The organism is Streptomyces sp. NBC_01306 (assembly GCF_026340465.1).
In the GTDB taxonomy this organism is placed as follows: domain Bacteria; phylum Actinomycetota; class Actinomycetes; order Streptomycetales; family Streptomycetaceae; genus Streptomyces.
In genome coordinates this window covers 2,859,092-2,882,214 of record NZ_JAPEPC010000001.1, presented here as the reverse complement: position 1 = coordinate 2,882,214, position 23,123 = coordinate 2,859,092, and the positions used below count along the sequence as shown (strand labels likewise).

At 70.1% G+C, this 23,123-nt stretch carries 20 protein-coding genes and 1 pseudogene; 14 read left to right on the top strand and 7 right to left on the bottom strand.

The genetic code is table 11. The features are described 5' to 3' along the window. Both OG385_RS12520 and OG385_RS12515 read right to left on the bottom strand, forming a co-directional pair. Positions 1 to 1,278 carry a molybdopterin-dependent oxidoreductase gene (locus tag OG385_RS12520; protein ID WP_266860804.1) on the bottom strand — a complete coding sequence of 426 codons (1,278 nt, stop codon included), beginning with the start codon at positions 1,276 to 1,278 and terminating at the stop codon, positions 1 to 3. A gap of 474 nt (positions 1,279 to 1,752) precedes the next feature. Further along, on the bottom strand, positions 1,753 to 3,264 hold the full coding sequence (locus OG385_RS12515; RefSeq protein ID WP_266854547.1) for a SulP family inorganic anion transporter: 1,512 nt from the start codon (positions 3,262 to 3,264) through the stop codon (positions 1,753 to 1,755). 165 nt (positions 3,265 to 3,429) lie between these two features. On the opposite strand from OG385_RS12515, the pseudogene OG385_RS12510 reads away from it, so the two are divergent. From OG385_RS12510 to OG385_RS12500, 3 genes and pseudogenes are all read left to right on the top strand, one after another. Continuing rightward, positions 3,430 to 3,495, top strand: a pseudogene (locus tag OG385_RS12510) (MerR family transcriptional regulator); the annotation flags it as partial. A gap of 120 nt (positions 3,496 to 3,615) precedes the next feature. Continuing rightward, the gene (locus tag OG385_RS12505; RefSeq protein WP_266854545.1) at positions 3,616 to 5,376 is read left to right on the top strand and encodes a chloride channel protein; all 1,761 of its coding nucleotides are present in this window, start codon (positions 3,616 to 3,618) and stop codon (positions 5,374 to 5,376) included. Between the two features lie 61 nt (positions 5,377 to 5,437). Continuing rightward, the gene (locus OG385_RS12500) at positions 5,438 to 6,019 is read left to right on the top strand and encodes a MarR family winged helix-turn-helix transcriptional regulator (RefSeq protein WP_266854543.1); all 582 of its coding nucleotides are present in this window, start codon (positions 5,438 to 5,440) and stop codon (positions 6,017 to 6,019) included. A 64-nt stretch (positions 6,020 to 6,083) separates the two neighbouring features. Here the strand turns inward: OG385_RS12500 and OG385_RS12495 are convergent, their stop codons facing one another. Continuing rightward, the gene (locus OG385_RS12495; protein WP_266854542.1) at positions 6,084 to 6,653 is read right to left on the bottom strand and encodes a hypothetical protein; all 570 of its coding nucleotides are present in this window, start codon (positions 6,651 to 6,653) and stop codon (positions 6,084 to 6,086) included. A gap of 116 nt (positions 6,654 to 6,769) precedes the next feature. On the opposite strand from OG385_RS12495, the gene hemL reads away from it, so the two are divergent. The 8 genes from hemL to OG385_RS12455 all read left to right on the top strand — a co-directional run bounded on the left by hemL (position 6,770) and on the right by OG385_RS12455 (position 15,109). Beyond that, positions 6,770 to 8,092, top strand: coding sequence for a glutamate-1-semialdehyde 2,1-aminomutase (hemL, locus tag OG385_RS12490; protein ID WP_266854540.1), 1,323 nt, complete (start codon positions 6,770 to 6,772; stop codon positions 8,090 to 8,092). After that, positions 8,089 to 8,787: a histidine phosphatase family protein gene (locus OG385_RS12485; RefSeq protein ID WP_266854539.1), complete on the top strand. Its 699-nt coding sequence runs from the start codon at positions 8,089 to 8,091 to the stop codon at positions 8,785 to 8,787. The genes hemL and OG385_RS12485 overlap by 4 nt, the downstream gene beginning before the upstream one ends. 105 nt (positions 8,788 to 8,892) lie before the next feature. Next, positions 8,893 to 10,128: a hypothetical protein gene (locus OG385_RS12480; RefSeq protein ID WP_266854537.1), complete on the top strand. Its 1,236-nt coding sequence runs from the start codon at positions 8,893 to 8,895 to the stop codon at positions 10,126 to 10,128. Between the two features lie 67 nt (positions 10,129 to 10,195). Next, on the top strand, positions 10,196 to 10,816 hold the full coding sequence (locus OG385_RS12475) for a TlpA disulfide reductase family protein (protein WP_266854535.1): 621 nt from the start codon (positions 10,196 to 10,198) through the stop codon (positions 10,814 to 10,816). Positions 10,817 to 10,820: 4 nt separating this feature from the next. Further along, the gene (locus tag OG385_RS12470) at positions 10,821 to 11,594 is read left to right on the top strand and encodes a cytochrome c biogenesis CcdA family protein (protein WP_266854534.1); all 774 of its coding nucleotides are present in this window, start codon (positions 10,821 to 10,823) and stop codon (positions 11,592 to 11,594) included. A 7-nt stretch (positions 11,595 to 11,601) separates the two neighbouring features. Next, positions 11,602 to 13,368, top strand: coding sequence for a cytochrome c biogenesis protein ResB (locus OG385_RS12465; RefSeq protein ID WP_266854532.1), 1,767 nt, complete (start codon positions 11,602 to 11,604; stop codon positions 13,366 to 13,368). Further along, entirely contained in the window at positions 13,365 to 14,441 is a 1,077-nt protein-coding gene (gene ccsB / locus OG385_RS12460) for a c-type cytochrome biogenesis protein CcsB (protein ID WP_266854530.1), read from the top strand. The genes OG385_RS12465 and ccsB overlap by 4 nt, the downstream gene beginning before the upstream one ends. 134 nt (positions 14,442 to 14,575) lie before the next feature. Further along, positions 14,576 to 15,109 (top strand): SRPBCC domain-containing protein, encoded by a 534-nt coding sequence (locus tag OG385_RS12455; RefSeq protein WP_266854528.1) that lies wholly within the window; start codon positions 14,576 to 14,578, stop codon positions 15,107 to 15,109. On the opposite strand, the gene OG385_RS12450 is transcribed toward OG385_RS12455, so the two are convergent. From OG385_RS12450 to OG385_RS12435, 4 genes are all read right to left on the bottom strand, one after another. Next, on the bottom strand, positions 15,079 to 16,656 hold the full coding sequence (locus tag OG385_RS12450) for a hypothetical protein (RefSeq protein ID WP_266854527.1): 1,578 nt from the start codon (positions 16,654 to 16,656) through the stop codon (positions 15,079 to 15,081). The genes OG385_RS12455 and OG385_RS12450 overlap by 31 nt on opposite strands. Continuing rightward, positions 16,653 to 18,749, bottom strand: a complete 2,097-nt coding sequence (locus tag OG385_RS12445; RefSeq protein WP_266854526.1) for a hypothetical protein — start codon at positions 18,747 to 18,749, stop codon at positions 16,653 to 16,655. The genes OG385_RS12450 and OG385_RS12445 overlap by 4 nt, the downstream gene beginning before the upstream one ends. Before the next feature lie 109 nt (positions 18,750 to 18,858). Further along, the gene (locus tag OG385_RS12440) at positions 18,859 to 19,350 is read right to left on the bottom strand and encodes a nucleoside deaminase (RefSeq protein WP_266854524.1); all 492 of its coding nucleotides are present in this window, start codon (positions 19,348 to 19,350) and stop codon (positions 18,859 to 18,861) included. 56 nt (positions 19,351 to 19,406) lie between these two features. After that, positions 19,407 to 19,778 (bottom strand): PLD nuclease N-terminal domain-containing protein, encoded by a 372-nt coding sequence (locus OG385_RS12435; protein WP_266854522.1) that lies wholly within the window; start codon positions 19,776 to 19,778, stop codon positions 19,407 to 19,409. Between the two features lie 178 nt (positions 19,779 to 19,956). Between OG385_RS12435 and OG385_RS12430 the strand changes: the two genes are divergently transcribed. From OG385_RS12430 to OG385_RS12420, 3 genes are all read left to right on the top strand, one after another. Beyond that, a complete protein-coding gene (locus OG385_RS12430; RefSeq protein ID WP_266854520.1) occupies positions 19,957 to 21,414 on the top strand; it encodes a menaquinone biosynthesis decarboxylase in 1,458 nt (485 codons plus the stop codon). After that, positions 21,411 to 22,313: a menaquinone biosynthesis prenyltransferase MqnP gene (mqnP, locus tag OG385_RS12425; protein ID WP_266854518.1), complete on the top strand. Its 903-nt coding sequence runs from the start codon at positions 21,411 to 21,413 to the stop codon at positions 22,311 to 22,313. Before OG385_RS12430 ends, mqnP begins: the two co-directional genes overlap by 4 nt. Before the next feature lie 79 nt (positions 22,314 to 22,392). Next, the gene (locus OG385_RS12420; protein WP_266854517.1) at positions 22,393 to 23,097 is read left to right on the top strand and encodes a UbiX family flavin prenyltransferase; all 705 of its coding nucleotides are present in this window, start codon (positions 22,393 to 22,395) and stop codon (positions 23,095 to 23,097) included. The last annotated feature ends 26 nt before the right edge of the window (positions 23,098 to 23,123 follow it).

The following is a 23,123-nucleotide window of genomic DNA, read 5'->3' as shown; positions in this document are numbered from 1 at the left end:
TCACGTCCGGAAGGTGAGGCGGCGGACCCATTTGGTGTTGTTCACGCCGGGGTTGGCGGGAACGATGATGCGGGCGGGGTAGCCGTGGTCGGTGGAGAGCGGGGCTCCGTTGACGTGCAGGGCGAGCAGCGAGAGCGGGTTGCTGATCTGGTTGCCCGCCAGGAGCACCTTGCGGAAGGCGCCCTGGCGCTGCACGGATTCGACGAGGACGCTGGTGGCGTGCGGGGCCCCGGCGAGTGCGGCGAGGTCGGAGAGGCGTAGCCCCGACCAGCTCTGGTCGTCGGTGGACCAGCCCTCCACGCAGGCGATCGGCAGCTGGGCCGTGTGCTGGTCCATGGCGAGCAACTGCGCTCGGGTGAAGGTGAGTTGCCGGGCCCCGCGGATCTCCAGGCGCCAGCCGGGGCCGATGTCGGACGCCCTGATGCCGACGGCGCCGGCGCTCTTGTTGATCTGGAAGCCGTTCGGGCCCGGCCGGGGGTCGCGGTTGTGCGGGGCGAGCAGTGCGGTGCGCCGCAGGGAGCCTCCGATGCTCTGCCCTGCGGTCACCACGAGCAGGGCCAGCGATCCGGCGCCGACCAGTCCGAGCGCGCCCCGCCTGCTCATGGTCGGCCGGGCGGGCGCGGGGGCGACCAGACCGTACGGATCGGGCCGCTCCGGTTCGGTGTGCGCCGCGTCGGTGGCCAGGACCGAGCGCAGAGTACGGGAGCGCACCGCCCGCCACATCCGCCCCAGCCGTAGCACCGCATGGGCGGCGAAAGCGGCCATGAACACCCAGGCGCCGTAGAAGTGCAGGGTGTAGAAGGACCCGGGAAAGATGTAGTCGAGCTGGATGTTGAGTACACCGGTGACGAGTTCGAAGAGGACTCCGCCGACCAGCAGAATCAGCGAGAGGCGCTCCAGCGCGTGGGCGGGGCTGAGCGCGGGCGGCCAGGTGAAGAGCTTCGGGACGACCGACCAGAGTTTGGCGAGTACCACCGGGATGAGGACGATCCCGAGGGTGACGTGGACGCCCTGGGTGAGGCGGTAGAGCCAGTAGGGGTGGGTGGGCCAGGTGAACAGGTAGAAGCCCAGCAGCCCCTTGCCGGGCGTCTTGTCGTTGAGCGCCCCCAGATCCGGGTTGTAGGCGGCGTACGACAGCAGTCCGGTGACGAACACGACCGTGATGCCGAACAGCAGGACCAGGCCGAGGACCGCCGTCAGCCACGGGCCGCGGAGCGGACTGCGCCAGAACGCGGGGCGGAAGGGTCCGGGCGGCGCCGTGCCGGCCAGCACCCGCACCCGGCCGAGCAGCCCGCCGGTGCGCCGGGCATCAGGTCCCGGCTCCTTCCGCGGCTTCTGCTGCCAGGGGCTGGCCCCGGTCGCCGGTACGGCCGGCCGCGGGGCGCGGTCGCGGTCGGCTCCGCCGTCACTGCTCCCGGCCACGGCGCCCACCTGCCCGTACGGCCGCCGGAGCCGCTGCCGCCGGATCGGTCACCCCTGAACCTGTCACCGCTGAACCTGTCACTGCCGGATCGCTTGCCGGATCCGTCGTCCGAAGATGCCTGGCCATCCGCCGATCCTCGGGCCGGATTCCGCGGGGGCCGGGTGTACGCGGTCGACCGGGGGCCGTACATCAGCCGCACGGCGCAGTCCTGGGGGTCCGCTGCCGGTGCCCGGCATGTGAAGACGTCCCGCCGGACTGCCCGGCCGGCTGCCTGGACTGCCTGCCCGACTGGCCGGACTGCACGGCCGACTGCCCGGCCGGTGTCGTGGTCAGTGACCGCCGGTGAGTTCGCCGGTGAGTCTCCCGTGGATCTCGGCGCTGGGACGGTTGAGGCCGACGATCTCGACGGCCTTGCCGCGCTGCTCGTATTTCGTGGTGACGGCGTCGAGTGCGGCGACCGACGACGCGTCCCAGATATGGGCGGCCGTCAGGTCGATGACGATCCTGTCCGGGTCGGCGGCGTAGTCGAACCGGGTTGCCAGCTCGTTCGACGAGGCGAAGAAGAGCGCGCCGGTCACCGTGTACGTGATCCGGCCGGCATCCGGGTCCATGACGGAGGTGACCCCGGCGAGTCGGGCGACGCGGCGGGCGAAGATCACCATGGCGATGACGCTTCCGACGACCACCCCGATGGACAGGTTGCTCGTCGCCACGGTGATGATCACGGTGATCACCATGACGACGGTCTCGCCGGCCGGCATCCGCCTGAGCGTGGCCGGTCTGATGGAGTGCCAGTCGAAGGTGCCGACCGAGACGAGGACCATGACGGCGACCAGCGCCGCCATGGGGATCCTGGAGACGACCGGGCCCAGCACGATGCACAGAATGAGCAGGAAGAACCCGGCCAGGAAGGTGGACAGCCGGGTCCGGGCCCCGTTCTTGACGTTGATCATCGTCTGGCCGATCATCGCGCAGCCGCCCATACCGCCGAAGAAGCCGGTGACGATGTTCGCGATGCCCTGTCCGATGGATTCCCGGGTCTTGTCGGAGCGCGTGTCGGTGATCTCGTCCACCAGCTTCGCCGTCATCAGGGACTCCATCAGCCCGACCAGGGCCATCGCCAGCGCGTACGGAGCGATGACGGTCAGGGTGTGGAGGTCGAACGGTACGTCCGGCAGGCCCGGCACCGGCAGCGACGAGGGGAGCCTGCCCTTGTCGCCGACGGTGGGGACCGCGATGCCGGCGGCAACGGTGATGACGGTGAGGATCGCGATGGAGACCAGCGGCGCCGGGACCACCTTCGTCAGCCTCGGGAAGAACACCATCAGGAGCAGGCCCGCGCAGGTCAGCGGATAGACCGGCCAGGGCACACCGGTCAGGTTCGGTATCTGGGCGGTGAACAGCAGGATGCCCAGGGCGTTGACGAAGCCGACCATCACCGAACGCGGCACGAACCGCATCAGCTTCGCCACGCCCACGGCGCCGAGGACGATCTGGAACGCACCGGCCAGAATCACCGTCGCCAGGAGGTACGCGAGTCCGTGCTCCCGGGCTACCGGGGCGACGACAAGAGCCACCGAGCCGGTCGATGCGGAGATCATCGCGGGGCGGCCGCCGACGAAGGCGATCACCATGGCCATCGTGCACGCGGCGAAGAGGCCCACCTTGGGGTCGACACCGGCGATGACGGAGAAGGAGATCGCCTCGGGGATCAGCGCAAGACCGACCACCAGGCCGGCCAGCACCTCCGTACGGAAGACCCGAGGGTTCAGCCAGGGAGGGCGGGCGCCGGAGACCGGGCGCGGTCCCCGGACGGAGTCGGGCAGAACTGATGAGCGCAAGGGGGAGGGAACCTGTCGTGCTCGGGCACCACCCGGATCGAGGCGTGCGGCAGGCGGGCAGGTCAGGGATCCGGGAGATGCGGGAGATACGAGATGCCGGGCGGCACCCCGGCGCCTTGAGGACACACGGACACACGGGTCTCGCGCGGGCAGGGCAACTCTACGGTCAGGCCGTCGGCCCGCTCCCAGGGAGGGTTCCGCCTCTACACGGAGGCGGATGTGGCGCGGCTGGCGGGGAAGTAGGGGAGTAGGGCCCGGTGGCCCCGTCCGTACTGCCCCTCCCCATTCATTTGCCCAGTGCAAAGAGTCACATGCGTAGCTTCTCGCAGTATATTTTTGCATAATGCAAACATGTTGAGCAGAGGCGTCGCACAGGCAGCAAGGGTGCGCGAGGAGCACGGGAAGCTCGCCGTGCTCGCCGCGCTGACCGGCATCGGCGCGGGGCTCGGGTCCATAGTCTTCCGCTGGCTGATCAAGACGTTCACCCAGCTCTTCTCCGGACACGCGGACTACGCGGGCGCCGGGCACGCCGCGAACCCGCACGTGTCCTGGCTCGGGCCGTTCTTCGTGCTGCTCGCGCCGGTCGTCGGCGGGCTGCTGTACGGGCCGCTGGTGGACCGGTTCGCCAAAGAGGCCCGCGGCCACGGGGTGCCCGAGGTGATGCTCGCGGTCGCCCGGCGCGGCGGCCGTATCAACGCGAATGTGGCGGTCGTCAAGTCGCTCGCCTCGGCGCTGACCATCGGGTCCGGCGGATCGGTGGGGCGTGAGGGCCCGATCGTGCAGATCGGCTCGGCGCTCGGCTCCACGCTGGGCCGGCTGGCCAAGGTCACCGAGGGCCGGATGCGGCTGCTGGTGGCCTGCGGTGCGGCCGGCGGTATCGCTGCGACCTTCAATGCCCCGCTGGCCGGGGTGTTCTTCGCGATGGAGCTCATTCTGCGGGACTTCGCCATCGAATCGTTCGGCGCTGTCGTCCTCTCCAGCGTGGCCGCGAGCGTCATCGGCCGGGCCGCGTTCGGGAACGCCGCGTTTCTGAACCTGCCGTCGTTCCATGTCGAACACGTCGCCCAGTACGGCCTGTTCGCTCTGCTCGGCATCGCGGCCGGATGCGCGGGCATCGGCTTCACCCGCGCCCTCTACTGGATCGAGGACGCCTGCGACTGGGCGTGGCGCGGCCCGGAGTGGCTGCGGCCCGCGGCCGGCGGACTCCTGCTGGGCGTCGTCCTGCTGGCGCTTCCGGAGATGTACGGGGTCGGCTACCCGGTTCTGGAGAACGCCGCCGAGGGCCGGTACGCCGCCGGGTTCCTGCTGCTGCTCCTGGTCGGCAAGATCATCGCCACCAGTCTGACCATCGGGATCGGCGGCTCCGGCGGGGTGTTCGCGCCGAGTCTGTTCATCGGCGCGATGCTCGGCTCCGCGTACGGGATCGGCATGCAGCAGCTGCTGCCCGGCACGGCGGGGGCGGTCGGGGCGTACGCGCTGGTCGGGATGGGCGCGGTGTTCGCCGGATCGGCGCGGGCGCCGATCACCGCGGTGGTGATTCTCTTCGAGCTGACGGGTGAGTACTCGATCATCCTGCCGCTGATGCTGGCTGTGGTCACCGCCACCCTGGTCAGCAAACTGCTCAGCCAGGACACCGTCTACACCCTGAAACTCCGGCGCCGGGGCATCGACCTCGACGCCGCGGCCCCCGGCGCCCCGCTGGGCAGCCGGCGGGTCGACGAGGTCATGGAAGAACTCCCGTATCCGCTGCCCGCCGGGACCACGTTGTCGGCAGCCGCGCTGCTGCTCTCCCACTCCGAGCACGGCAGCCTCCCGGTGCTCGACGCCGACGACCGGTATGTCGGGACGGTCACCGCCCGCGCTGTGGCGGAGGCCCTGGCCGAGACCCCGGACGGCCGGGCCGGAGCACCGGCGACGGCCGGGGACCTCGCCGAACTGCCGCCGCGGCTCCGCTCCGACATGCCGCTGTCGGCCGCGCTGCACGCACTGGTCTCGGCACCGGGCACCGGACTGCCCGTACTCGACGCGGACCGGGGCGCCCCGGTCGGCTGGATCACCCACCAGAGCGTACTGCGGGCGCTGCACCCGGTGGCCGGGGCAGCCACGTCCTGAATCCGGCCGGGGCGGGGGCACCGGCAGCCGGAACCCGCACCGGGGCGCGGTACAAAGAACCATGAGCGAGCAACCGCACCCCACTGACTCCGGCACCGACGCAGACCCGGGCACCGGCCCCGGCGCTGCCCCGAGGACCGGCGCCGACGACGTCGACGCGGTGACCCACGCGGTGCTGACGGCGTCCCGTCTGCTGGTGGCCGTGTCGGCCAGGTCGCTGGCCGAGGTGGAGGACCGGGTCACGCTGCCTCAGTTCCGGCTGCTCGTCGTGCTGTCGACGTACGACACGGCGAAACTCGTGGTGCTCGCCGAGCTGCTCGATGTGAACCCGTCGACAGCGATGCGCATGCTCGACCGCCTCATCTCGGCCGGCCTCGCCGACCGGCAGGCCGACCCGGACGACCGACGGGCCACACTGCTGCGCCTCACCGCCGAGGGGCGCCGACTGGTCGAGGAGGTCACCGCCCGCCGCCGCCGGGAGATCGCGACGGTGGTGGAGAAGCTCGCGCCGGAAGAGAGGTCGGCCCTGGTGAAGGCCCTGACGGCCTTCAGCGACGCGGGCGGTGAGCCCGCGGTCCAGGGCAAGGACGCCGTGCTCTATCCGCTCGGCTGGTCCGATCCCCCCGTGCGCCGCTCCACCTGACACGTCCGTCCGGCAGGTCCGTCCGGCACGGCACACCGGCGACCGGGTACGGGACCGGCCCCGCTCACGGCCACACCAGGCAGTAGGCCTGATGCCCCGCGTCGTGCAGCCGGTGGGAGAAGTCCTGCCATTCGTGCAGCAGTTGGTACGCGTTGAACGCGTCCCGGGGGCCGCCGCGGTCCGGGACCGTCGACCAGATGAAGGCCGCGGCTCCTACCGATTCCTCGCCGACCCCGCGCAGCGGGTCCACGACCGTCATCGGGAGCTTCACGACCGCGTAGTCGGGGTGCAGCACGACCAGTTCCAGTGGGGGCACCTTGCCCAGCGGTATGCCCTGGATGCCGGTGAGGACCATGGCGGCCATCGTCTCCGGCTTTATCTTCGTGAACATGCCGCCCATGCCGAGCTCGTCGCCGCCCAACTGCTCGGGGCGCATGGTGACCGGCACCCGGGCCGCCGTCGCCCCGTCGGGCGCGCCGAAGTACTTGTAGGTCACGCCCACAAGCCCACCACTCCTGCTTCCCGTACTCCGTGCCTTCGCCCGCGCCTCTGCCTCTCGTCGGTGCTTTCCCCTTCGGGCAGGCTCGGGACCGAGGTCATCGGTCCCCTCACCCAGTCCGCCACCGCGATGCATATCTCCACCCGACCACTCGCGGCCCCCGCCGCGCAACCCGATCATCGTGTCAGAGACCTCCCCCACGGATGTGCGGTGAAACACCTGTCCGCAATACCGTCTGCGCCTCTGACACCATGGCTTGTGTGAGCTATCCGTACGAATACGAAGCCCCAGTTTCGCAGACGCTCTTCGACCGTGCGTCCCTTGTGACCCCCGGCGGGGTGAACTCCCCGGTACGCGCCTTCCGTGCCGTGGGCGGTACGCCCCGGTTCATGGTGTCCGGTACCGGTCCCTACCTGACCGATGCCGACGGCCGTGAGTACGTCGACCTCGTGTGCTCGTGGGGTCCGATGATCCTCGGGCACTCGCACCCCGAGGTCGTCGCCGCCGTGCAGGCCGCCGTCGCGCGCGGCACCTCCTTCGGTACGCCGGGGGAGGGCGAGGTCGCACTCGCCGAGGAGATCGTCGCCCGAATCGAGCCCGTCGAGCAGGTGCGCCTGGTGTCATCGGGCACCGAGGCGACCATGTCGGCCATCCGGCTCGCCCGCGGGTTCACCGGCCGGGCCAAGGTGGTGAAGTTCGCCGGCTGCTACCACGGACATGTGGACGCGCTGCTGGCCGCCGCCGGATCGGGTGTCGCGACCCTCGGGCTCCCCGACACCCCGGGGGTGACCGGCGCGCAGACCGGCGACACCATCGTCCTGCCGTACAACGACCTCGAAGCCGTACGCCAGGCCTTCGCCGCCCACCCCGGTGAGATCGCCTGCGTGATCACTGAGGCGTCCGCGGGGAACATGGGTGTGGTGCCGCCCGTCGACGGGTTCAACGCCGGGCTCAAGGAGCTCTGCTCCGCCGACGGCGCGCTGTACATCTCCGACGAGGTGATGACCGGTTTCCGTACCTCGAAGGCCGGCTGGTACGGCGTCGACGGGGTCCGCCCCGACCTGATGACCTTCGGCAAGGTCATGGGCGGTGGCTTCCCGGCCGCCGCGTTCGGCGGACGTGCGGACGTCATGGGGTATCTGGCGCCCGTCGGCCCCGTCTACCAGGCGGGCACGCTCTCCGGGAACCCGGTCGCCACCGCCGCCGGGCTCGCCCAGCTGCGACTGCTCGACGACGCCGCGTACGAGAAGGTCGACGCGGTCTCCCTGGAGATCCAGGGCCTGGTCACCGCGGCGCTCAGCAAGGAAGGCGTCGCGCACACGATCCAGACGGCGAGCAACATGTTCTCCGTCTTCTTCAGCGACAGCCCCGTCCGCGACTACGAGGACGCCAAGGCGCAGGAAGCCTTCCGCTTCACCCCCTTCTTCCACTCGATGCTGGAGCAGGGTGTCTATCTCCCGCCGTCGGCCTTCGAGTCCTGGTTCGTTTCGACCACGCACGACGAGCGGGCGGTCGAGCGCATCGCCGCCGCACTGCCCGCCGCCGCCCGAGCCGCCGCAGAGGTGTCCGCATGAGCGACAGCAGCAGCGACAGAAGCAACGAGATCACCGTCGTGCATCTGATGCGCCACGGTGAGGTGCACAACCCCGACGGCGTGCTGTACGGGCGCCGCCCCGGCTACCACCTCTCCGAGCTGGGCCGGGAGATGGCCGACCGGGTCGCCGAGCACCTCGCGGGCCGCGACATCACCCATGTCGTGGCCTCCCCGCTGGAGCGCGCGCAGGAGACCGCGGCCCCGGTCGCCACCTCGCACGGCCTCGACCTCGCCACCGACGCACGGCTCATCGAGGCCGAGAACATCTTCGAGGGCAAGACGTTCGGCGTCGGGGACGGCGCACTGAGCCGGCCCGCGAACTGGAAGTACCTCACCAACCCGTTCCGGCCGTCTTGGGGCGAGCCGTACGTGGACCAGGTCGTCCGGATGATGGGCGCCCTGAACTCGGCGCGGGACGCCGCGCGCGGGCACGAGGCGGTCTGTATCAGCCACCAGCTGCCGATCTGGACCGTACGGAGCTTCGTCGAGCGGCGGCGCCTGTGGCACGACCCGCGCAAGCGGCAGTGCACGCTCGCCTCGCTGACGACCTTCACGTACCAGGGTGACCGGATCGTCTCCGTCGGTTACACGGAACCGGCGAGGGACCTGGTGCCGTCCCATCTCCTGGCTGGTGCAAAGCCCGCCAAAGGAAAGGCAAAAGCGTTCGGCGCATAGGGTGAAAAATAGTACCGGTTGGTCGGAACCATCACGTTAATCCCATCATCTGACCGGTTGCCCGCTTGTATGGGCCGCCGGACGACGCAACAGATGGGTGACGCGATGAGCAACATGAGCAGGAGGGGCCTGCTGGGGCTGGGAGCCGGGGCTGCGGCCGCGGCCGGCCTGGCGGGCTGCGGTGCCGGCGGAAAGTCCACAGTCGGAAGTGCGCAAAAGGGAAGCCAGGGTGCGGGATCCGGCCCGCAGAAGAGTCCGGTCCGGCTGATCGGGGACGGGTCGACCGCCGACACCGGCCTCCAGCCGAATCAGCCGGACAAGCCGGTCCCGCTGGAGCCGGGGCAGACCCCGCCGCAGTTCGTGATTTTCTCCTGGGACGGCGCGGGAGAGGTCGGCAACGGCCTTTTCCCGCGATTCCTGAAACTCGCGAAAGAACACCAGGCCGGGATGACGTTCTTCCTCTCCGGGCTGTATCTGCTCCCCGAGTCGAAGAAATCGCTCTACCACCCGCCGAACAACCCGGTCGGCGCCTCCGCCATCGGTTATCTCAACGATGACCACATCAAGGCGACCATGAAGTACACGCGGCAGGCCTGGCTCGACGGCCACGAGATCGGGACGCACTTCAACGGGCATTTCTGCGGCACCACTTCGGGTTCGGTCGGGAACTGGACGCCCGAGCAGTGGCAGAGCGAGATCGACCAGGCCGTCTCGTTCGTCACCGAATGGCGTACGAACACCGGCTGGCACGACGAGCCCCCGCTGCCTTTCGACTACCGGAAGGAACTCGTCGGCAGCCGCACCCCGTGCCTGCTCGGCCAGGACAATCTGCTGCCCACGGCGAAGAAGCTCGGCTGGCGCTACGACGCCAGTTCGCCCGGCGGAATGCAGACATGGCCGGTCAAGCGCGGCGGACTCTGGGACCTCCCGCTCCAGCAGATCCCGTTCCCCGGGCACACCTTCGAGGTGCTCTCGATGGACTACAACATGCTGGCCAACCAGTCCAAGAATTCGACAAAGGGCATGACGTCGCAGTATCCGTACTGGCGCAAGCAGGCCGCCGACTCCTATTTCGCCGGATTCAAGCGGGCGTACGAATCGAACCGCGCGCCCATGTACATCGGCAACCACTTCGAGGAGTGGAACGGCGGCCTCTACATGGACGCCGTCGAGGAAGCAATGAAGAAGATCGCGGGCCGTCCCGACGTACGGCTCGTCTCCTTCCGGCAGTTCTGTGACTGGCTCGATGTACAGGACCCCGCTGTGCTCGACAAGCTGCGTACCCTCGAAGTCGGACAGCGGCCCGAGGGCGGTTGGAACAGTTTCCTTAAGGCTGCTTGACATCGGGCTTTCCGGGCAGTGAGGGGGGTGCCCGAGATCCGGGAAGCGGCCATGCGAAACTTTTCACATGGCTCTTACGCGCCCTCTCCGCCGCCGCACCGACGTCCGCCGCGCCGCCCAGCTGGGCGCAGTGGTCGCGGTCTCCGCGCTCGCTCTGTCGGCGTGCGGATCCGGCGCCAAGGTGAGCAGTTCCCAGGGCTCCCGCTACGTCACCAGCAGCAGTGGCATTGTCACCGCGGCGAAAAGCGGGCGCCAGACCGCGCCCGAACTGTCCGGCAAGACCGTCGACGGCAAGACACTCGATGTGGCCGGCGCCTACAAGGGCAAGATCGTGGTGTTCAACGTCTGGGGCTCCTGGTGCCCGCCGTGCCGCGCCGAGGCCGGGAACCTGGCGAAGGTCTCCAGGGACCTCAAGTCCAAGGGCGTCGAGTTCGTCGGGATCAACACCCGTGACACCTCCACCGGTCCGGCCAAGGCGTTCGAGAAGAACTACGACGTCCCGTACCCGAGCCTCTACGACCCGAGCGGCAAGCTGCTGCTCCGCTTCCCGGCCGGCAGCCTGAACCCGCAGTCCATTCCCTCCACGGTCGTCGTCGACCGCAACGGGAAGATCGCGGCCCGGAAGGCGGGCGGGGTCGAGGAGGACACGCTGCGCAAGATGATCGACCCGCTGCTCACGGAGAAGTGATCCGGTGAGCGCGCTCGTCACCGTCGCCGCCGAATCCGGGATCAGCGGGACCGTCACCAACGGCGCCCTCCTGGTCGCCCTGCCCATCGCCGTACTGGGCGGGCTGATCTCCTTCTTCTCACCGTGCGTCCTGCCACTGGTCCCCGGATATCTGAGTTACGTCACCGGGGTCAGCGGATCCGATCTCGCGCAGGCCAGACGCGGCCGGATGGCGGCTGGCGCCGCGCTGTTCGTGGTCGGCTTCACCGCCGTCTTCGTCTCGGGCGGTGCGCTCTTCGGTTTCTTCGGGAGCAAGCTCCTCGCGTACCAGGACATCCTCAGCAAGGTGCTGGGCGGGCTGATGATCCTGCTCGGGATCTTCTTCATGGGCATGATGCCCTGGCTCACCCAGCGTGAATTCCGGCTGCACAAGCGGCCGGTGACCGGTCTGGCCGGGGCCCCGCTGCTCGGTGCGCTCTTCGGCATCGGCTGGACGCCGTGCCTCGGACCGACGCTGTCCTCCGTGGAGCTGCTCGCCTCGCAGCAGGGCACCGCCGGCCGCGGCGCCATACTGACCGTGGCCTACTGCCTCGGTCTCGGAGTGCCGTTCGTGCTCGCGGCAGTGGCCTTCCGCAAGGCGCTCGGCGCCTTCGGCTGGGTCAAGAAGCACTACGCCTGGGTCATGCGCATCGGCGGGATCATGATGATCGTGACCGGACTGCTGCTCGTCACCGGCGCCTGGGACCGCATCATCCAGGAGATGCAGGTCTGGTCATCCGGCTACACGGTGGGGATCTGAGTTCCACATGAGCAAGACGACTGAAACGACGGACGCCACGAACCCGGAGGCCGAGAACCCGGAAGGCGCCCCTCCGGAAGAGGCCGCGGACTCCGCCGGGAGCGACACCGCGGAGAGCGAGAACGACCTCGGCGCAGCCGGGTCGCAGCTCTCCACGGCGCCCAGGGAAGAACCGGTCTCCAGCCTCCCCGCCATGGGTGTCATCGGATGGATCCGCTGGTTCTGGCGGCAGCTGACCTCGATGCGGGTCGCGCTGCTCCTGCTGCTTCTGCTGTCGCTGGGTGCGATCCCCGGCTCACTGATCCCGCAGACGAGCATCGACGCCCTGAAGGTCACCGACTTCAAGGCCAAGCACGATGTGCTCGCGCCGATCTACGACAAGCTGGGACTCTTCCACGTCTACAGCTCGGTCTGGTTCTCGGCGATCTACATCCTGCTGTTCATCTCCCTCATCGGCTGCATCGTGCCCCGCACCTGGCAGTTCGTCGGACAGCTGCGCGGCCGCCCGCCGGCCGCGCCCAAGCGGCTGACCCGGCTGCCCGCGTACACGACCTGGCGTACGGAGTCCGAGCCCGAGGCCGTCCGCGACGCCGCGCTCGCGATGATGAAGAAGCGCCGGTTCCGCGCGCACATCACCGGTGATGCCGTCGCGTCCGAGAAGGGCTTCCTGCGCGAGACCGGGAACCTGCTCTTCCACATCGCGCTGATCGTGCTCCTGGTCTCCTTCGCCAGCGGTCAGCTGTGGAAGTCCCAGGGCGGCAAGCTCGTCGTCGACGGCGACGGCTTCTCCAACACCCTCACCCAGTACGACGACTTCACGGCCGGCACGCTCTTCGACCCCGACAATCTGAAGCCGTTCAGCTTCACGCTGGACAAGTTCGTCGGCACGTACGAGAAGAACGGGCCCAACCGCGGCACGCCCCGCAAGTACGAAGCCCAGGTGACGTACTCCGACGGCGCGAACGGCAAGGACAAGAAGGGCGTCATCAAGGTCAACACGCCCCTGGAGATCGAGGGCTCGAAGGTCTACCTGGTCTCGCACGGCTACGCGCCGATCGTCGCGGTCAAGGACGCCAAGGGCAAGGAGATCTACCGCGACGCGGTGCCGCTGCTGCCGCTCGACTCCAACGCCACGTCGACCGGCGCCATCAAGGTGATGGACGGCTACCGCAACGCGGCGGGCAAGAAGGAGCAGCTCGGCTTCCAGACGATGTTCGTGCCGACCTACGCCGGCAAGGGCAAGGGCTCGATGTTCTCCACCTTCCCGGGGCTCGACTTCCCCGTGATGGCCGTCTCCGGCTTCCACGGTGACCTCGGGGTCGACTCCGGGCTGCCGCAGAGCGTGTACCAGCTCAACTCGAAGCACATGACGCAGTACAAGGACAGCAAGGGCAACAAGCTCGCCAAGCTCCTGCTGCCCGGCGAGACGATGAAGCTGCCGCACGGCGAGGGCTCGATCCAGTTCCTCGGTGTCAAGCAGTGGGCCAGCTTCAAGATCTCGCAGCAGCCCGGCACCGACTACGCGCTCGCCGGCGCACTGGCGGCCATCGCGGGCCTCGCCGGATCGCTGTTCATCCAGCGCCGCCGTGTCTGGGTCCGCGCCGTACGGGGAGAGGACGGCGTGACCGTCGTGGAGATGGCCGGGCTCGGCCGGAGTGAATCCGCGAAGCTCCCCGAGGAGCTGGCCGACCTGGCCGCAACGCTCCATTCAGTGGCGCCGTCGGCGCCTGATTCCGCTGCATCCGCAGAGACTCCCGAAGGGGCCGAGAAGTGAATCTCGCCGCCGCAACCAACGAGCACCTGGCGAACATCAGCAACGTGCTCATCTATTCGTCGATGGCCGTCTACACGCTGGCGTTCTTCGCGCACATCGCGGAGTGGACGTTCGGCGCCCGCAGCAAGGTGGGCCGTACGGCCGCCGCGCTGACGACGACCACGGCCGCAGCCCCCGCCGTGCAGGTCAAGAAGCAGGGCGGTGGCACCGCCGTACTGGACCGGCCGAAGATCGTCACCCGGTCCGCGGCCGGCTCCCGCGATGTCCCCGACGGACCCGGCGCCGCCGGCGGCACCGAGAAGGGCGACCTGTACGGGCGGATGGCGATCTCGCTGACCGTCCTCGGGTTCCTCGTGGAGGCGGGCGGTGTGGTGGCCCGCGCCATGTCGGTGCAGCGGGCGCCGTGGGGCAACATGTACGAGTTCTCGATCACCTTCTCCTCGGTGGCGGTCGCGGCGTACCTGATCCTGCTCGTCACCAAGAAGAACGTCCGCTGGCTGGGGCTCGCCCTGGTCACCACGGTCCTGCTCGACCTCGGTGTGGCCACCACGGTGCTCTACACCAAGAGCGACCAGCTCGTCCCGGCGCTGCACTCGTACTGGCTGTGGATCCACGTCTCGACCGCGATCATCTGCGGCGCCATGTTCTACATGGGTTTCGTCGGCACCGCGCTCTACCTCTTCCGGGACCGCTACGAGGCCAAGCTCGCGCGGGGTGAGCAGCCGGGCGCCTTCGCCGATTCGGTGCTCTCGCGGCTGCCGTCCGCCGCGTCGCTCGACAAGTTCGCGTACCGCATCAACGCCGCGGTCTTCCCGCTCTGGACGTTCACGATCATCGCGGGCGCCATCTGGGCCGGCGACGCCTGGGGCACCTACTGGGGCTGGGACCCCAAGGAGACCTGGTCGTTCATCACCTGGGTCGTCTACGCCTGCTACCTGCACGCCCGCGCCACCGCAGGCTGGAAGGGCCGCAAGGCCGCCTATCTGGCGCTCTTCGCCTTCGCCTGCTGGATCTGGAACTACTACGGCGTGAACATCTTCATCAACGGCATGCACTCCTACGCCGGAGTCTGACAGCCACCAGTCCGACAGCCACCAGTCCGACAGCCACCCAGTCCGACAGCCGGCAGAGGGCCGGTTCCCGACACGCGTCGGTGAACCGGCCCTCTTCCGGTGTGGAACACGCCTCTTGGGGCGAGGCTTGAACCATGACCGAGGCGATCGCACAGGGCACCAGCACCAGTCACGGGGACACCCACATCCTGCGGTTCGCCCTCTTCCTGCCGTACGCGGTGGCCCGGGTGTGGGGTGCGGTGGCCACCCCGGTGGGCCTGCGGCAGTGGCTCGCCACCGCCGATGTCTTCGAGTCGCGGCTCGGCGGCCGGGTCACGCTGCGCGGATCCGATGTGCCGGTGGTGGCCGCCGGGACCGTCACCGCCTGGGACGGCGAGCGGGTCGCCGAGTACACCTTCGCCGGACACGGCCGTATCCGCTTCCATCTGGAATCCGTCGGGGCCGAGGCGACCGTGGTGCGCTTCACCCACGAGTTCACCGGCCCCGACGACCGGCGGCCGGACGCGCTGGCCTGCTGGCACGAGCACTTCGAGCTGCTGCACGAGGCCCTGGAGGGCCACCCCCTGCGGCCGGGCGGGCCGGGCGGACCGGCCGGGCCCGCCGGGAGCGCCGAGCGACGCGAGGAACTGCGGGCCGCCTACCGGCCGCGCGGCGGCAGGCACTCCTGAGCCGGTGGCTTCTTCGTCTTCGCGGGCCAGGCGAGCTTCACGAACTCCTGGGTCCCCGTCTGCGTCAACTGCACTATGGCCACGGCCTTGTCGTACGGGTTCCCGTAGTTGTCCAGGCAGATCCAGCCGCTCGCGCCGTTCACCCGCAGCGGCCCTTGCAGCTTCGACCAGACCGCGCCGACGTCCTCGATGTCCGGCAGGACGCTGCTGCTCGCCCTGGCCCTGCGGATCCCGGTCACCGCGGTCGCCATCCCGTCGTACGCGATGATCGCCTGGCCGTCGGCCAGTGAGGCGTTGTCGATGGGGCCGATCGGCCCGACGCCCTTGCCCGAAGCCGTCGCCACCGCGTTGGTGAAGGCCGTGTAGTCGGCCGGGCTGCCGCCGGTCGCCGGCATGCCCGGGTCGGTGGCCTTCGACCAGGCGCCGGGGTGCGCGAGCGCGGCGTACTGGACGATGACCGGCTCCGCGCCCTTCTTGGGCTTCAGCGCCTTCTTGTTGAGCTTGGTGTCGTAGCCGAGGTACGAACCCTCGTCGCCGGTGAGGATGGTGAACTTCGTCCGTACGCATATCCGGTTGCCCAGGGCGTTCACGAACTGCCGCAGCTGGGTGTGGCGGCCGGCGAAGAGGATCGTGTTCACATTGCGGGCCGAGCAGATCGCGTCGGTGATCTGCGCGAAGGTGTTGGCGGTCGAGCCGTCCTCGGACTGGTCGGGCGGCGAGGTGTACACCCGGTCCTCGTACGGGGCGCCCGCCAGCATTCCGTTGAAGGCGGCCCGCAGCGTCTCCGTGTAGTGGTCGCCGGGGTGCGTGTCGCGCACCAGGAGTGTCTTCTTCGGGTCGATGTCCGCGAAGTTCTTCAGCGCGTCGGCCTCGTCCTTGTTGGTCGGCGAGACCCGGGCGAGCCCCGGGAAGGGAATGCCGTTGGGGCCGTTGGAGATGTCGTCGGCCGTGATGGTGGTGCCGATCACCGGGATGTGGCTGGTGGTCAGCTCCTTGACCGCGTTGCGGGTGGCATCGCTGCTGGTCGCCACGCCGGAGACGGCGCGCAGATTGTCCGGGGCGCCCGTCATGCCCTTGAGCTTGCGCACCGTCGTGGGCCACTGGTCGCTGCCGATACCGGTGTTCGCGAGGACCAGCCGGATCTTCGGCACCTGGTCGTTGTCGTCGTGGTTGGCGCGGTACTGCTCCACGAACGCGCCCTGCGCCTCGTGCAGCACCTTGTTCGCCATGTCGCTGTCCGTGGAGGTCAGCGGCAGCAGCAGCGCCACCGTCGCGTACTGGCCCTTCTTGAGCGTCCGGTTCTCGCGGGCGATGGCCTGCGCCACCTCGTGCAGCGCGGGCCGCCCGAAGTCGTAACCGTCGCCGTTGACCCCTATGCACTCCGCCCCCTTCTCGGGGCGGTCGACGCCCTTCGCGCAGTGCAGGTCCGGGGTGTAGAGGGCGTACGCGGCGATGCCCGCACCGGCGAGCAGGACCAGGACCACCGCCGAGGTGAGGATGCGGCGCAGACCCGTGTACCAGAAGAACTCGCGGAACCTGTTGCTCACGGCGTGATGCCCCCTGGGTCGCTAGCGGTACGGTCCGGGCTCCGCCACTCCCGGACGGCCGACGGCCAGGTCCTGGAGGCGTGCCAGAGCACTTCGTTGCCGGTCGGATGCAGCGCCGACAGCTGGGCCAGCTCGTCGCCCATCTTCTCGGTGAGCCCTTCGTCGGGCAGCGCCAGCAGGTCGGTCAACTGCCATACGCAGTAGAGGAGTCGGCGGATACGCAGATGGAACACGCGGTCGGTGCCGGCCGGCGGCTGCTGGGCGGAGTCGGTCCGTCCCAGCGCCACCGCGCGCCGTACGTCGTACTCCGCGAAGTGCGGCGCCGACGCGATGAAGCGCAGCTCGTCGAGCCAGGCGGCGGCGTCGGCCGCCCGGAAGGTGTCCCGCAGATGCGCGACGGCGTTCTCGGTGGTGCCGAGCGCCAGCTCGTGGTGGAGGCGGCGCGGGGCCAGCTCCGCGCAGTGGTCGCGCATCGTCTCCTGGACCTCGCGCCAGAGCTCCGAGGCCGACGCGGCCTCCCCGGTGGGGTGGCGCAGCCGGTGCAGCAGCAGGGTGCGCAGGAACGGGTCGCCGACGAAGTGGTCGGGCGCGGCCGGCCAGCACTCGTCGGCCAGCAGATCGCGCATCGGCAGGACGCCGGCCCGGCCGCCGTCGTGGTCGAGCCGGGCGGCGGCGAGCACTTCGGCGTCCGCCGTGCTGTGCGCTGCGGCCAGCACGGCGAGCCGGTCGAGCCTGGCCGGGGGCACCAGCTGCTGGAGCAGCTCGGTGGCGGTCGGGCGGCCCGGTTCGTCCTCGCGCAGCGCGACGGGCAGCGAGAGCAGCTCGCCCGGGGTGAGGTTCTCGGGGCCGCCGTCGACCGGCACGGTGGGTCCGGTCAGCTGGGCGGCCGCCTGCCCGGCGGCCTTCGTCAGCAGCGCCACTCCGAGCGGGCGCCCGCCGGTCAGCCGGTGGATGGAGCGGGCCAGCAGCGGCGGGGTCCGCATCCCCGGGTCCTCGCGGTCGAGCAGCTGGCTCACATGCTCCGGGCCCAGCTCCGTCAGCCCCACGGTGAGCGCGCCGGACGCGACCTCGGTGCCCCGCGTCCAGGGCGTGGAGTGGGTGACCTCGGGCAGCAGGCACCGCTCGGCCGAGTGCAGCGCCGGATGGTCGTCACCGCGCAGCGTGGCGATGAAGACGACCTGGTCAAGACGGCCCGCCGCACGGTCGCGCAGCACCGGCTCCAGGAGCCTGCGGCCCAGCGGCGCCTGCACGTTGTCGAGCAGCACCAGCGGCCTGCCGACCCGGCGCAGCCGCCCCATCCCCTGGTAGGCGGCCCGCAGATCGGCGCGGAGCGCCCCCACGAGATGCCGCTCGGCGAGCGCGCGGGCGTCGCTGTCGCGCTCCCGGTGGAACTGCAGGGCCAGCAGACTCAGCCCGCGCTTGGCGTGGCCGCCGGCGCCCGGGTAGTCCCCGTACCAGTTGGCCGCGGCGCGCTGGCCCCGGTCGAAGAGGTCTTCGAGCAGGGACTCGACGGTGGTCTCCACGATGACGTCGAGGCCGGGCGGCGCGCCCGTCCACAGTGCGGCGAACTTCGCCGTGAGCTTGACGAGCCAGCCTTTGCCCAGGCTCTTGAGCCGCGCCCCCGACTCCACGAGCAGGCCGAGCCGCAGCGCCTCGTCGTGCACCTGCTGGCTGTTGTTCGGGTCCCACCCGGTGGAGGCGATGGCCATCAGACCGGCGGCCAGCCGGGGGAACTCTATGGCTCCGGCGCCCCGCACGGCCGGACCCAGCTGCTCGCCGAGGACGGAGAGCGCCTCGGTGGCCGGTGACCAGAAGGGCGCGCGCCGGTGCCCTGACGGGAGCGCCGCGAAGTCCGGGTGCTCGCAGTCGATGAGTGCGACGGGGGTACGGCCGCGGTAGTTGGTGCGGAGCTGTTTGAGCACGACGGTCTTGCCCATGCCGCGCCCACCGGTGAGGACGGTCACCGGCAGGTCGTCCCGGCGGCCCCCGAACGCCTCGACGGGCGTCTGCTGGAAACCGTGCGGCGGCAGACCGATGAGCCGCGGTGCGAGACCGTGGAGGAGACCGCCCCGTGCGTACAACTCCCTTTCCACAGCACCTCCCACGCCGGTGTGCGCAGATGTCACTGCGTCAACATCAGCTTACCGAGGGTGGGTTGGCAGGGGCATAGGCTTTCGGGCGCCGGGAAGCGGACGGCGCCCCTCACTCCGCGCCGATGTCCTCGTTCCACAGCTCCGGGCTGCGTGTGATGAAGTCCCGCATCAGCGCGGTGCATTCGGCGTCGTCGAGCACGACGACGCGTACCCCGTGCTCCGCCAGCCAGTCGTGGCCGCCGTGGAAGGTGGCGGCCTCGCCGACCACCAGCCGGGAGATCCCGAACTGCCGGACCAGGCCGCTGCAGTACCAGCAGGGCGAGAGCGTGGTGACCATGGTCGTGCCCCGGTACGACCGCTGCCGCCCCGCGGCGCGGAAGGCGGACGTCTCGGCGTGCGTCGACGGATCGCCGTCCTGGACCCGCCGGTTGTGCCCGCGGCCCAGCAGCGTGCCGTCCGCCCCGTACAGCGCGGCCCCGATCGGGATGCCGCCCTCCGCGAGCCCGGCCCGCGCCTCGGCGACCGCCGTGGCCAGCCACCGCCGCGCCAGAGCGCGGTCCGGAACAGCCTGACCGATGCCCGTATCCATATCCATGTCCATGCGCCTGTCCATCTCCGTCAGCCCCGTCCGTCAGCCCCGTCCGTCCGGCCCTGCTGTCAGGTCGCGTCCTCGCCGCTCTCGCGGCGGCGCAGCTCGTTCTCGCGGCGGCGCAGGTCCGCCTCCCAGTCCTTGAGCACCGATTCGTCCTTCGCGCTGTCCTTCTTGTTCCCCTCGCGCAGGCTGTTGAGGAACTCCGGATTGTCGTCCGGCGCCGTCCAGACGGCCCGCCCGCCGCCCGCCCCGCGCCGTGTCCGGCCCACCGCGATCCATGCGACGGGCCCGACGAGCACCTCGCCGAAGAGCAGGATGACGATGACCCACACGACCTTGGGCAGACCGCGGACCTCCTCCTCGGGCGTGTTCAGGCAGTCGATGAACGCGTAGATCCAGAGCGCCAGGACCAGCAGGAAGGGCAGATACCTGAGCATGGGCGAACGTTCCCCCCGGGAATTGCTGCGAGACGTCCGCAACGCCCCGATGACGGCCACAGGGTAGCGGTCGGACACCGGCCGCCGCGCGGCTCGCCGCCGCGCACCGGCCGGCCCCCGTCCCGCCCGGCACATGGCGGGCTCCGGCTTCACCGCTGGGGATGACAGACTGGACCGCATGGCTTACGACGATCTTCGCTCGCTGCTCAGGGCGCTGGAGCGCGACGGCGACCTCAAGCGCATCAAGGTCGAGGTCGACCCCCATCTGGAGGTCGGGGAGATCGTCGACCGCGTCAACAAGGCGGGCGGCCCGGCGCTGCTCTTCGAGAACGTCAAGGGCGCGTCGATGCCCCTGGCGATGAACGTCTTCGGCACCGACCGGCGGCTGCTCAAGGCCCTCGGCCTCAGCTCGTACGACGAGATCAGCGACCGGATCGGCGGCCTGCTCAAGCCCGAGCTGCCGCAGGGCTTCGTCGGCGTACGGGAAGCCTTCGGCAAGCTGGGCACGATGGTCCACGTACCGCCGAAGAAGGTGAAGCCGGAGGCAGCCCCCGTCCAGGAAGTGGTCCTCACCGGCGACGACGTGGACCTCGACCGGCTCCCGGCGCTCTTCACCTGGCCCGAGGACGGCGGCTCCTTCTTCAACCTCGGGCTCACGCACACCAAGCACCCCGAGACCGGCATCCGCAACCTCGGGCTCTACCGGCTCCAGCGTCACGACAAGCGCACCATCGGGATGCACTGGCAGATCCACAAGGACAGCCGCAACCACTACGCGGTCGCCGCCAGGAAGGGCGAGCGGCTGCCCGTCGCCATCGCCTTCGGCGCGCCGCCCGCCGTGACGTACGCCTCGACGGCCCCGCTCCCCGAGGACATCGACGAGTACCTCTTCGCCGGCTTCGTACAGGGCAAGCGGATCGAGATGGTCGACTGCAGGACGGTCCCGCTCCAGGTCCCCGCCCAGGCCGAAGTCGTCCTGGAGGGCTGGCTGGAGCCCGGCGAGATGCTGCCCGAGGGCCCCTTCGGCGACCACACCGGCTTCTACACCCCGCAGGAACCGTTCCCCGCACTGACGATCGACTGCGTCACGATGCGCCGGCGTCCGCTGCTCCAGTCGATCGTCGTCGGCCGCCCGCCGACCGAGGACGGCCCGCTGGGGAGGGCGACGGAACGCTTCTTCCTGCCGCTGCTCAAGATCATCATTCCGGACATCGTGGACTACCACCTGCCCGAGTCGGGCGGCTTCCACAACTGCGCGATCGTCTCGATCGACAAGAAGTACCCGAAGCACGCCCAGAAGGTGATGCACGCCGTCTGGGGCGCGCACATGATGTCGCTCACCAAACTGATCGTCGTGGTGGACGCGGACTGCGATGTGCACGATCTGCACGAGGTGTCCTGGCGGGCCCTCGGCAACACGGACTACGCACGTGACCTGACCGTCGCCGAAGGCCCGGTCGACCACCTCGACCACGCCTCCTACCAGCAGTTCTGGGGTGGCAAGGCCGGTATCGACGCGACCAGGAAGTGGCCCGAGGAGGGCTACACCCGGGACGGCGGCTGGCCTGAGATGGTGCGGTCCGACCCTGCTGTCGCCGACCGGGTGACGAAGCGCTGGAAGGAGTACGGCCTGTGAGCGCATCCGCCGCCGCGCTGCCGCAACCCGGCAGGACCAAGGCGTTCCTCCGCCTGGTGATGATCGAGCACTCGGTCTTCGCGCTGCCCTTCGCGTACATCGCCGCACTGACCGCGATGTACCGGCTGGACGGCAACATCCACTGGGGGCGGCTGCTCCTGGTGACCGTCGCGATGGTCGGCATGCGTACCTTCGCGATGGCCTGCAACCGCATCATCGACCGGGAGATCGACGCCCGGAACCCGCGCACCGCCTCCCGCGAACTGGTCACCGGCGCGGTCTCGGTGAAGTCGGCCTGGACGGGGGCGGGGGTCGCGGTCGTCGTCTTCCTCGTCGCGGCGGCCGCGCTGAACCCGCTGTGCCTGGCGCTCGCGCCCATCGCGGTCATCCCGATGGTGGTCTATCCGTACGGGAAGCGCTTCACCAACTTCCCGCACGCGATCCTCGGCCTCGCGCAGGCCATCGGCCCGGTCGGCGCCTGGCTGGCGATCACCGGTCAGTGGTCCTGGGACGCGGTCATCCTCGGCCTCGCGGTCGGTATCTGGATCGGCGGCTTCGACCTGATCTTCGGCTGCCAGGACGTCCAGGCGGACCGCGCGGACGGAGTGAAGTCGGTGCCGGCCCGCTTCGGCATCCCGGCCGCGCTGTACGGCGCCCGCGCCTGTCACGTGGTGACCACGGCCCTGCTGGTCTGGTACGGGGTGGCGACGGACGCCGGAGCGTTCTTCTGGGCCGGCCTGGTGATCGTCGCGGTGGCCTTCGTCTACGAGCACAACGTCGTGAAGCCGCACGACCTGTCCCGGCTGAACCGGGCCTTCTTCTCGGTCAACGGCTTCATCGGGATCGCCCTGTTCGTGTGCGCCCTGCTCGATCTGCTGGTGCGGGGCCTGACGGTGTGACACCCGTCCGGGCCGCCCCTCGTCGGCGACCCGCCTCCCGTCTCCGGCCGGCCGGACGGGCCCGGATAGGCTCGGACACGTGGAGCGCGTGAATGTACACAGTCAGCAGCCGCGGCGGCCGTGGATCGTCGGGGTCTCCGGGGCGTCCGGTACGCCCTACGCGGCGGCAGTGCTCCGCGGGCTGCTCGACGCGGGCGAGGCCGTGGACCTGGTGGTCAGCCGCTCGTCGCGGCTGACGCTGCTGGACGAGACCGGGATCGCCTTCCGCGACGCGCACTGGCCGGAGGATCTGCGGACCTGGCTGGCCAGGGGCGCGGACGGGAAGCCGGACACCTTCGCGGTGGACCCGGGCCTCTTCGCGGAGGGGACCGAAGCGGTACGGCACTGGGCAGCCGGGGATCTGGCCGCCGGGCCGTCCTCCGGTTCGTACCCGGTCAAGGGCATGATCATCGTCCCGGCTTCCACCGCCTGCGTGGCGGGGGTCGCGCTCGGGCTCTCGAAGGACCTGCTCCAGCGGGTGGCGAGCGTGACGCTCAAGGAGCGGCGCCCGCTGGTGGTCGCGGTGCGGGAGACCCCGCTCAGCGGTCAGACCCTGCGCCACCTGGTGTCCCTGGACGAGGCGGGCGCCGTGGTGCTGCCCGCCTCTCCGGCGTTCTACGCGGGAGCGACGCACATCCAGGATCTGGTGGACTTCGTCGCGGGGCGGGTCCTCGATGCGGCAGGGGTGCCGCACCGGCTGTACCGCCGCTGGGAGGGAGAGCTCGGTGGCTCCCGCAAGGACTGACGTACTCGGGCGGTCATGGAACCGCC

Coding starts and splice junctions, on each gene's coding strand:
- OG385_RS12505 (WP_266854545.1), top strand. CDS start 3,616: ATGTTGAGCAGAGGCGTCGCACAGGCAGCAAGGGTGCGCGAGGAGCAC.
- OG385_RS12500 (WP_266854543.1), top strand. CDS start 5,438: ATGAGCGAGCAACCGCACCCCACTGACTCCGGCACCGACGCAGACCCG.
- OG385_RS12495 (WP_266854542.1), bottom strand. CDS start 6,653: ATGCATCGCGGTGGCGGACTGGGTGAGGGGACCGATGACCTCGGTCCC.
- hemL (WP_266854540.1), top strand. CDS start 6,770: ATGGCTTGTGTGAGCTATCCGTACGAATACGAAGCCCCAGTTTCGCAG.
- OG385_RS12485 (WP_266854539.1), top strand. CDS start 8,089: ATGAGCGACAGCAGCAGCGACAGAAGCAACGAGATCACCGTCGTGCAT.
- OG385_RS12480 (WP_266854537.1), top strand. CDS start 8,893: ATGAGCAACATGAGCAGGAGGGGCCTGCTGGGGCTGGGAGCCGGGGCT.
- OG385_RS12475 (WP_266854535.1), top strand. CDS start 10,196: ATGGCTCTTACGCGCCCTCTCCGCCGCCGCACCGACGTCCGCCGCGCC.
- OG385_RS12465 (WP_266854532.1), top strand. CDS start 11,602: ATGAGCAAGACGACTGAAACGACGGACGCCACGAACCCGGAGGCCGAG.
- OG385_RS12455 (WP_266854528.1), top strand. CDS start 14,576: ATGACCGAGGCGATCGCACAGGGCACCAGCACCAGTCACGGGGACACC.
- OG385_RS12440 (WP_266854524.1), bottom strand. CDS start 19,350: ATGGACATGGATATGGATACGGGCATCGGTCAGGCTGTTCCGGACCGC.
- OG385_RS12435 (WP_266854522.1), bottom strand. CDS start 19,778: ATGCTCAGGTATCTGCCCTTCCTGCTGGTCCTGGCGCTCTGGATCTAC.
- OG385_RS12430 (WP_266854520.1), top strand. CDS start 19,957: ATGGCTTACGACGATCTTCGCTCGCTGCTCAGGGCGCTGGAGCGCGAC.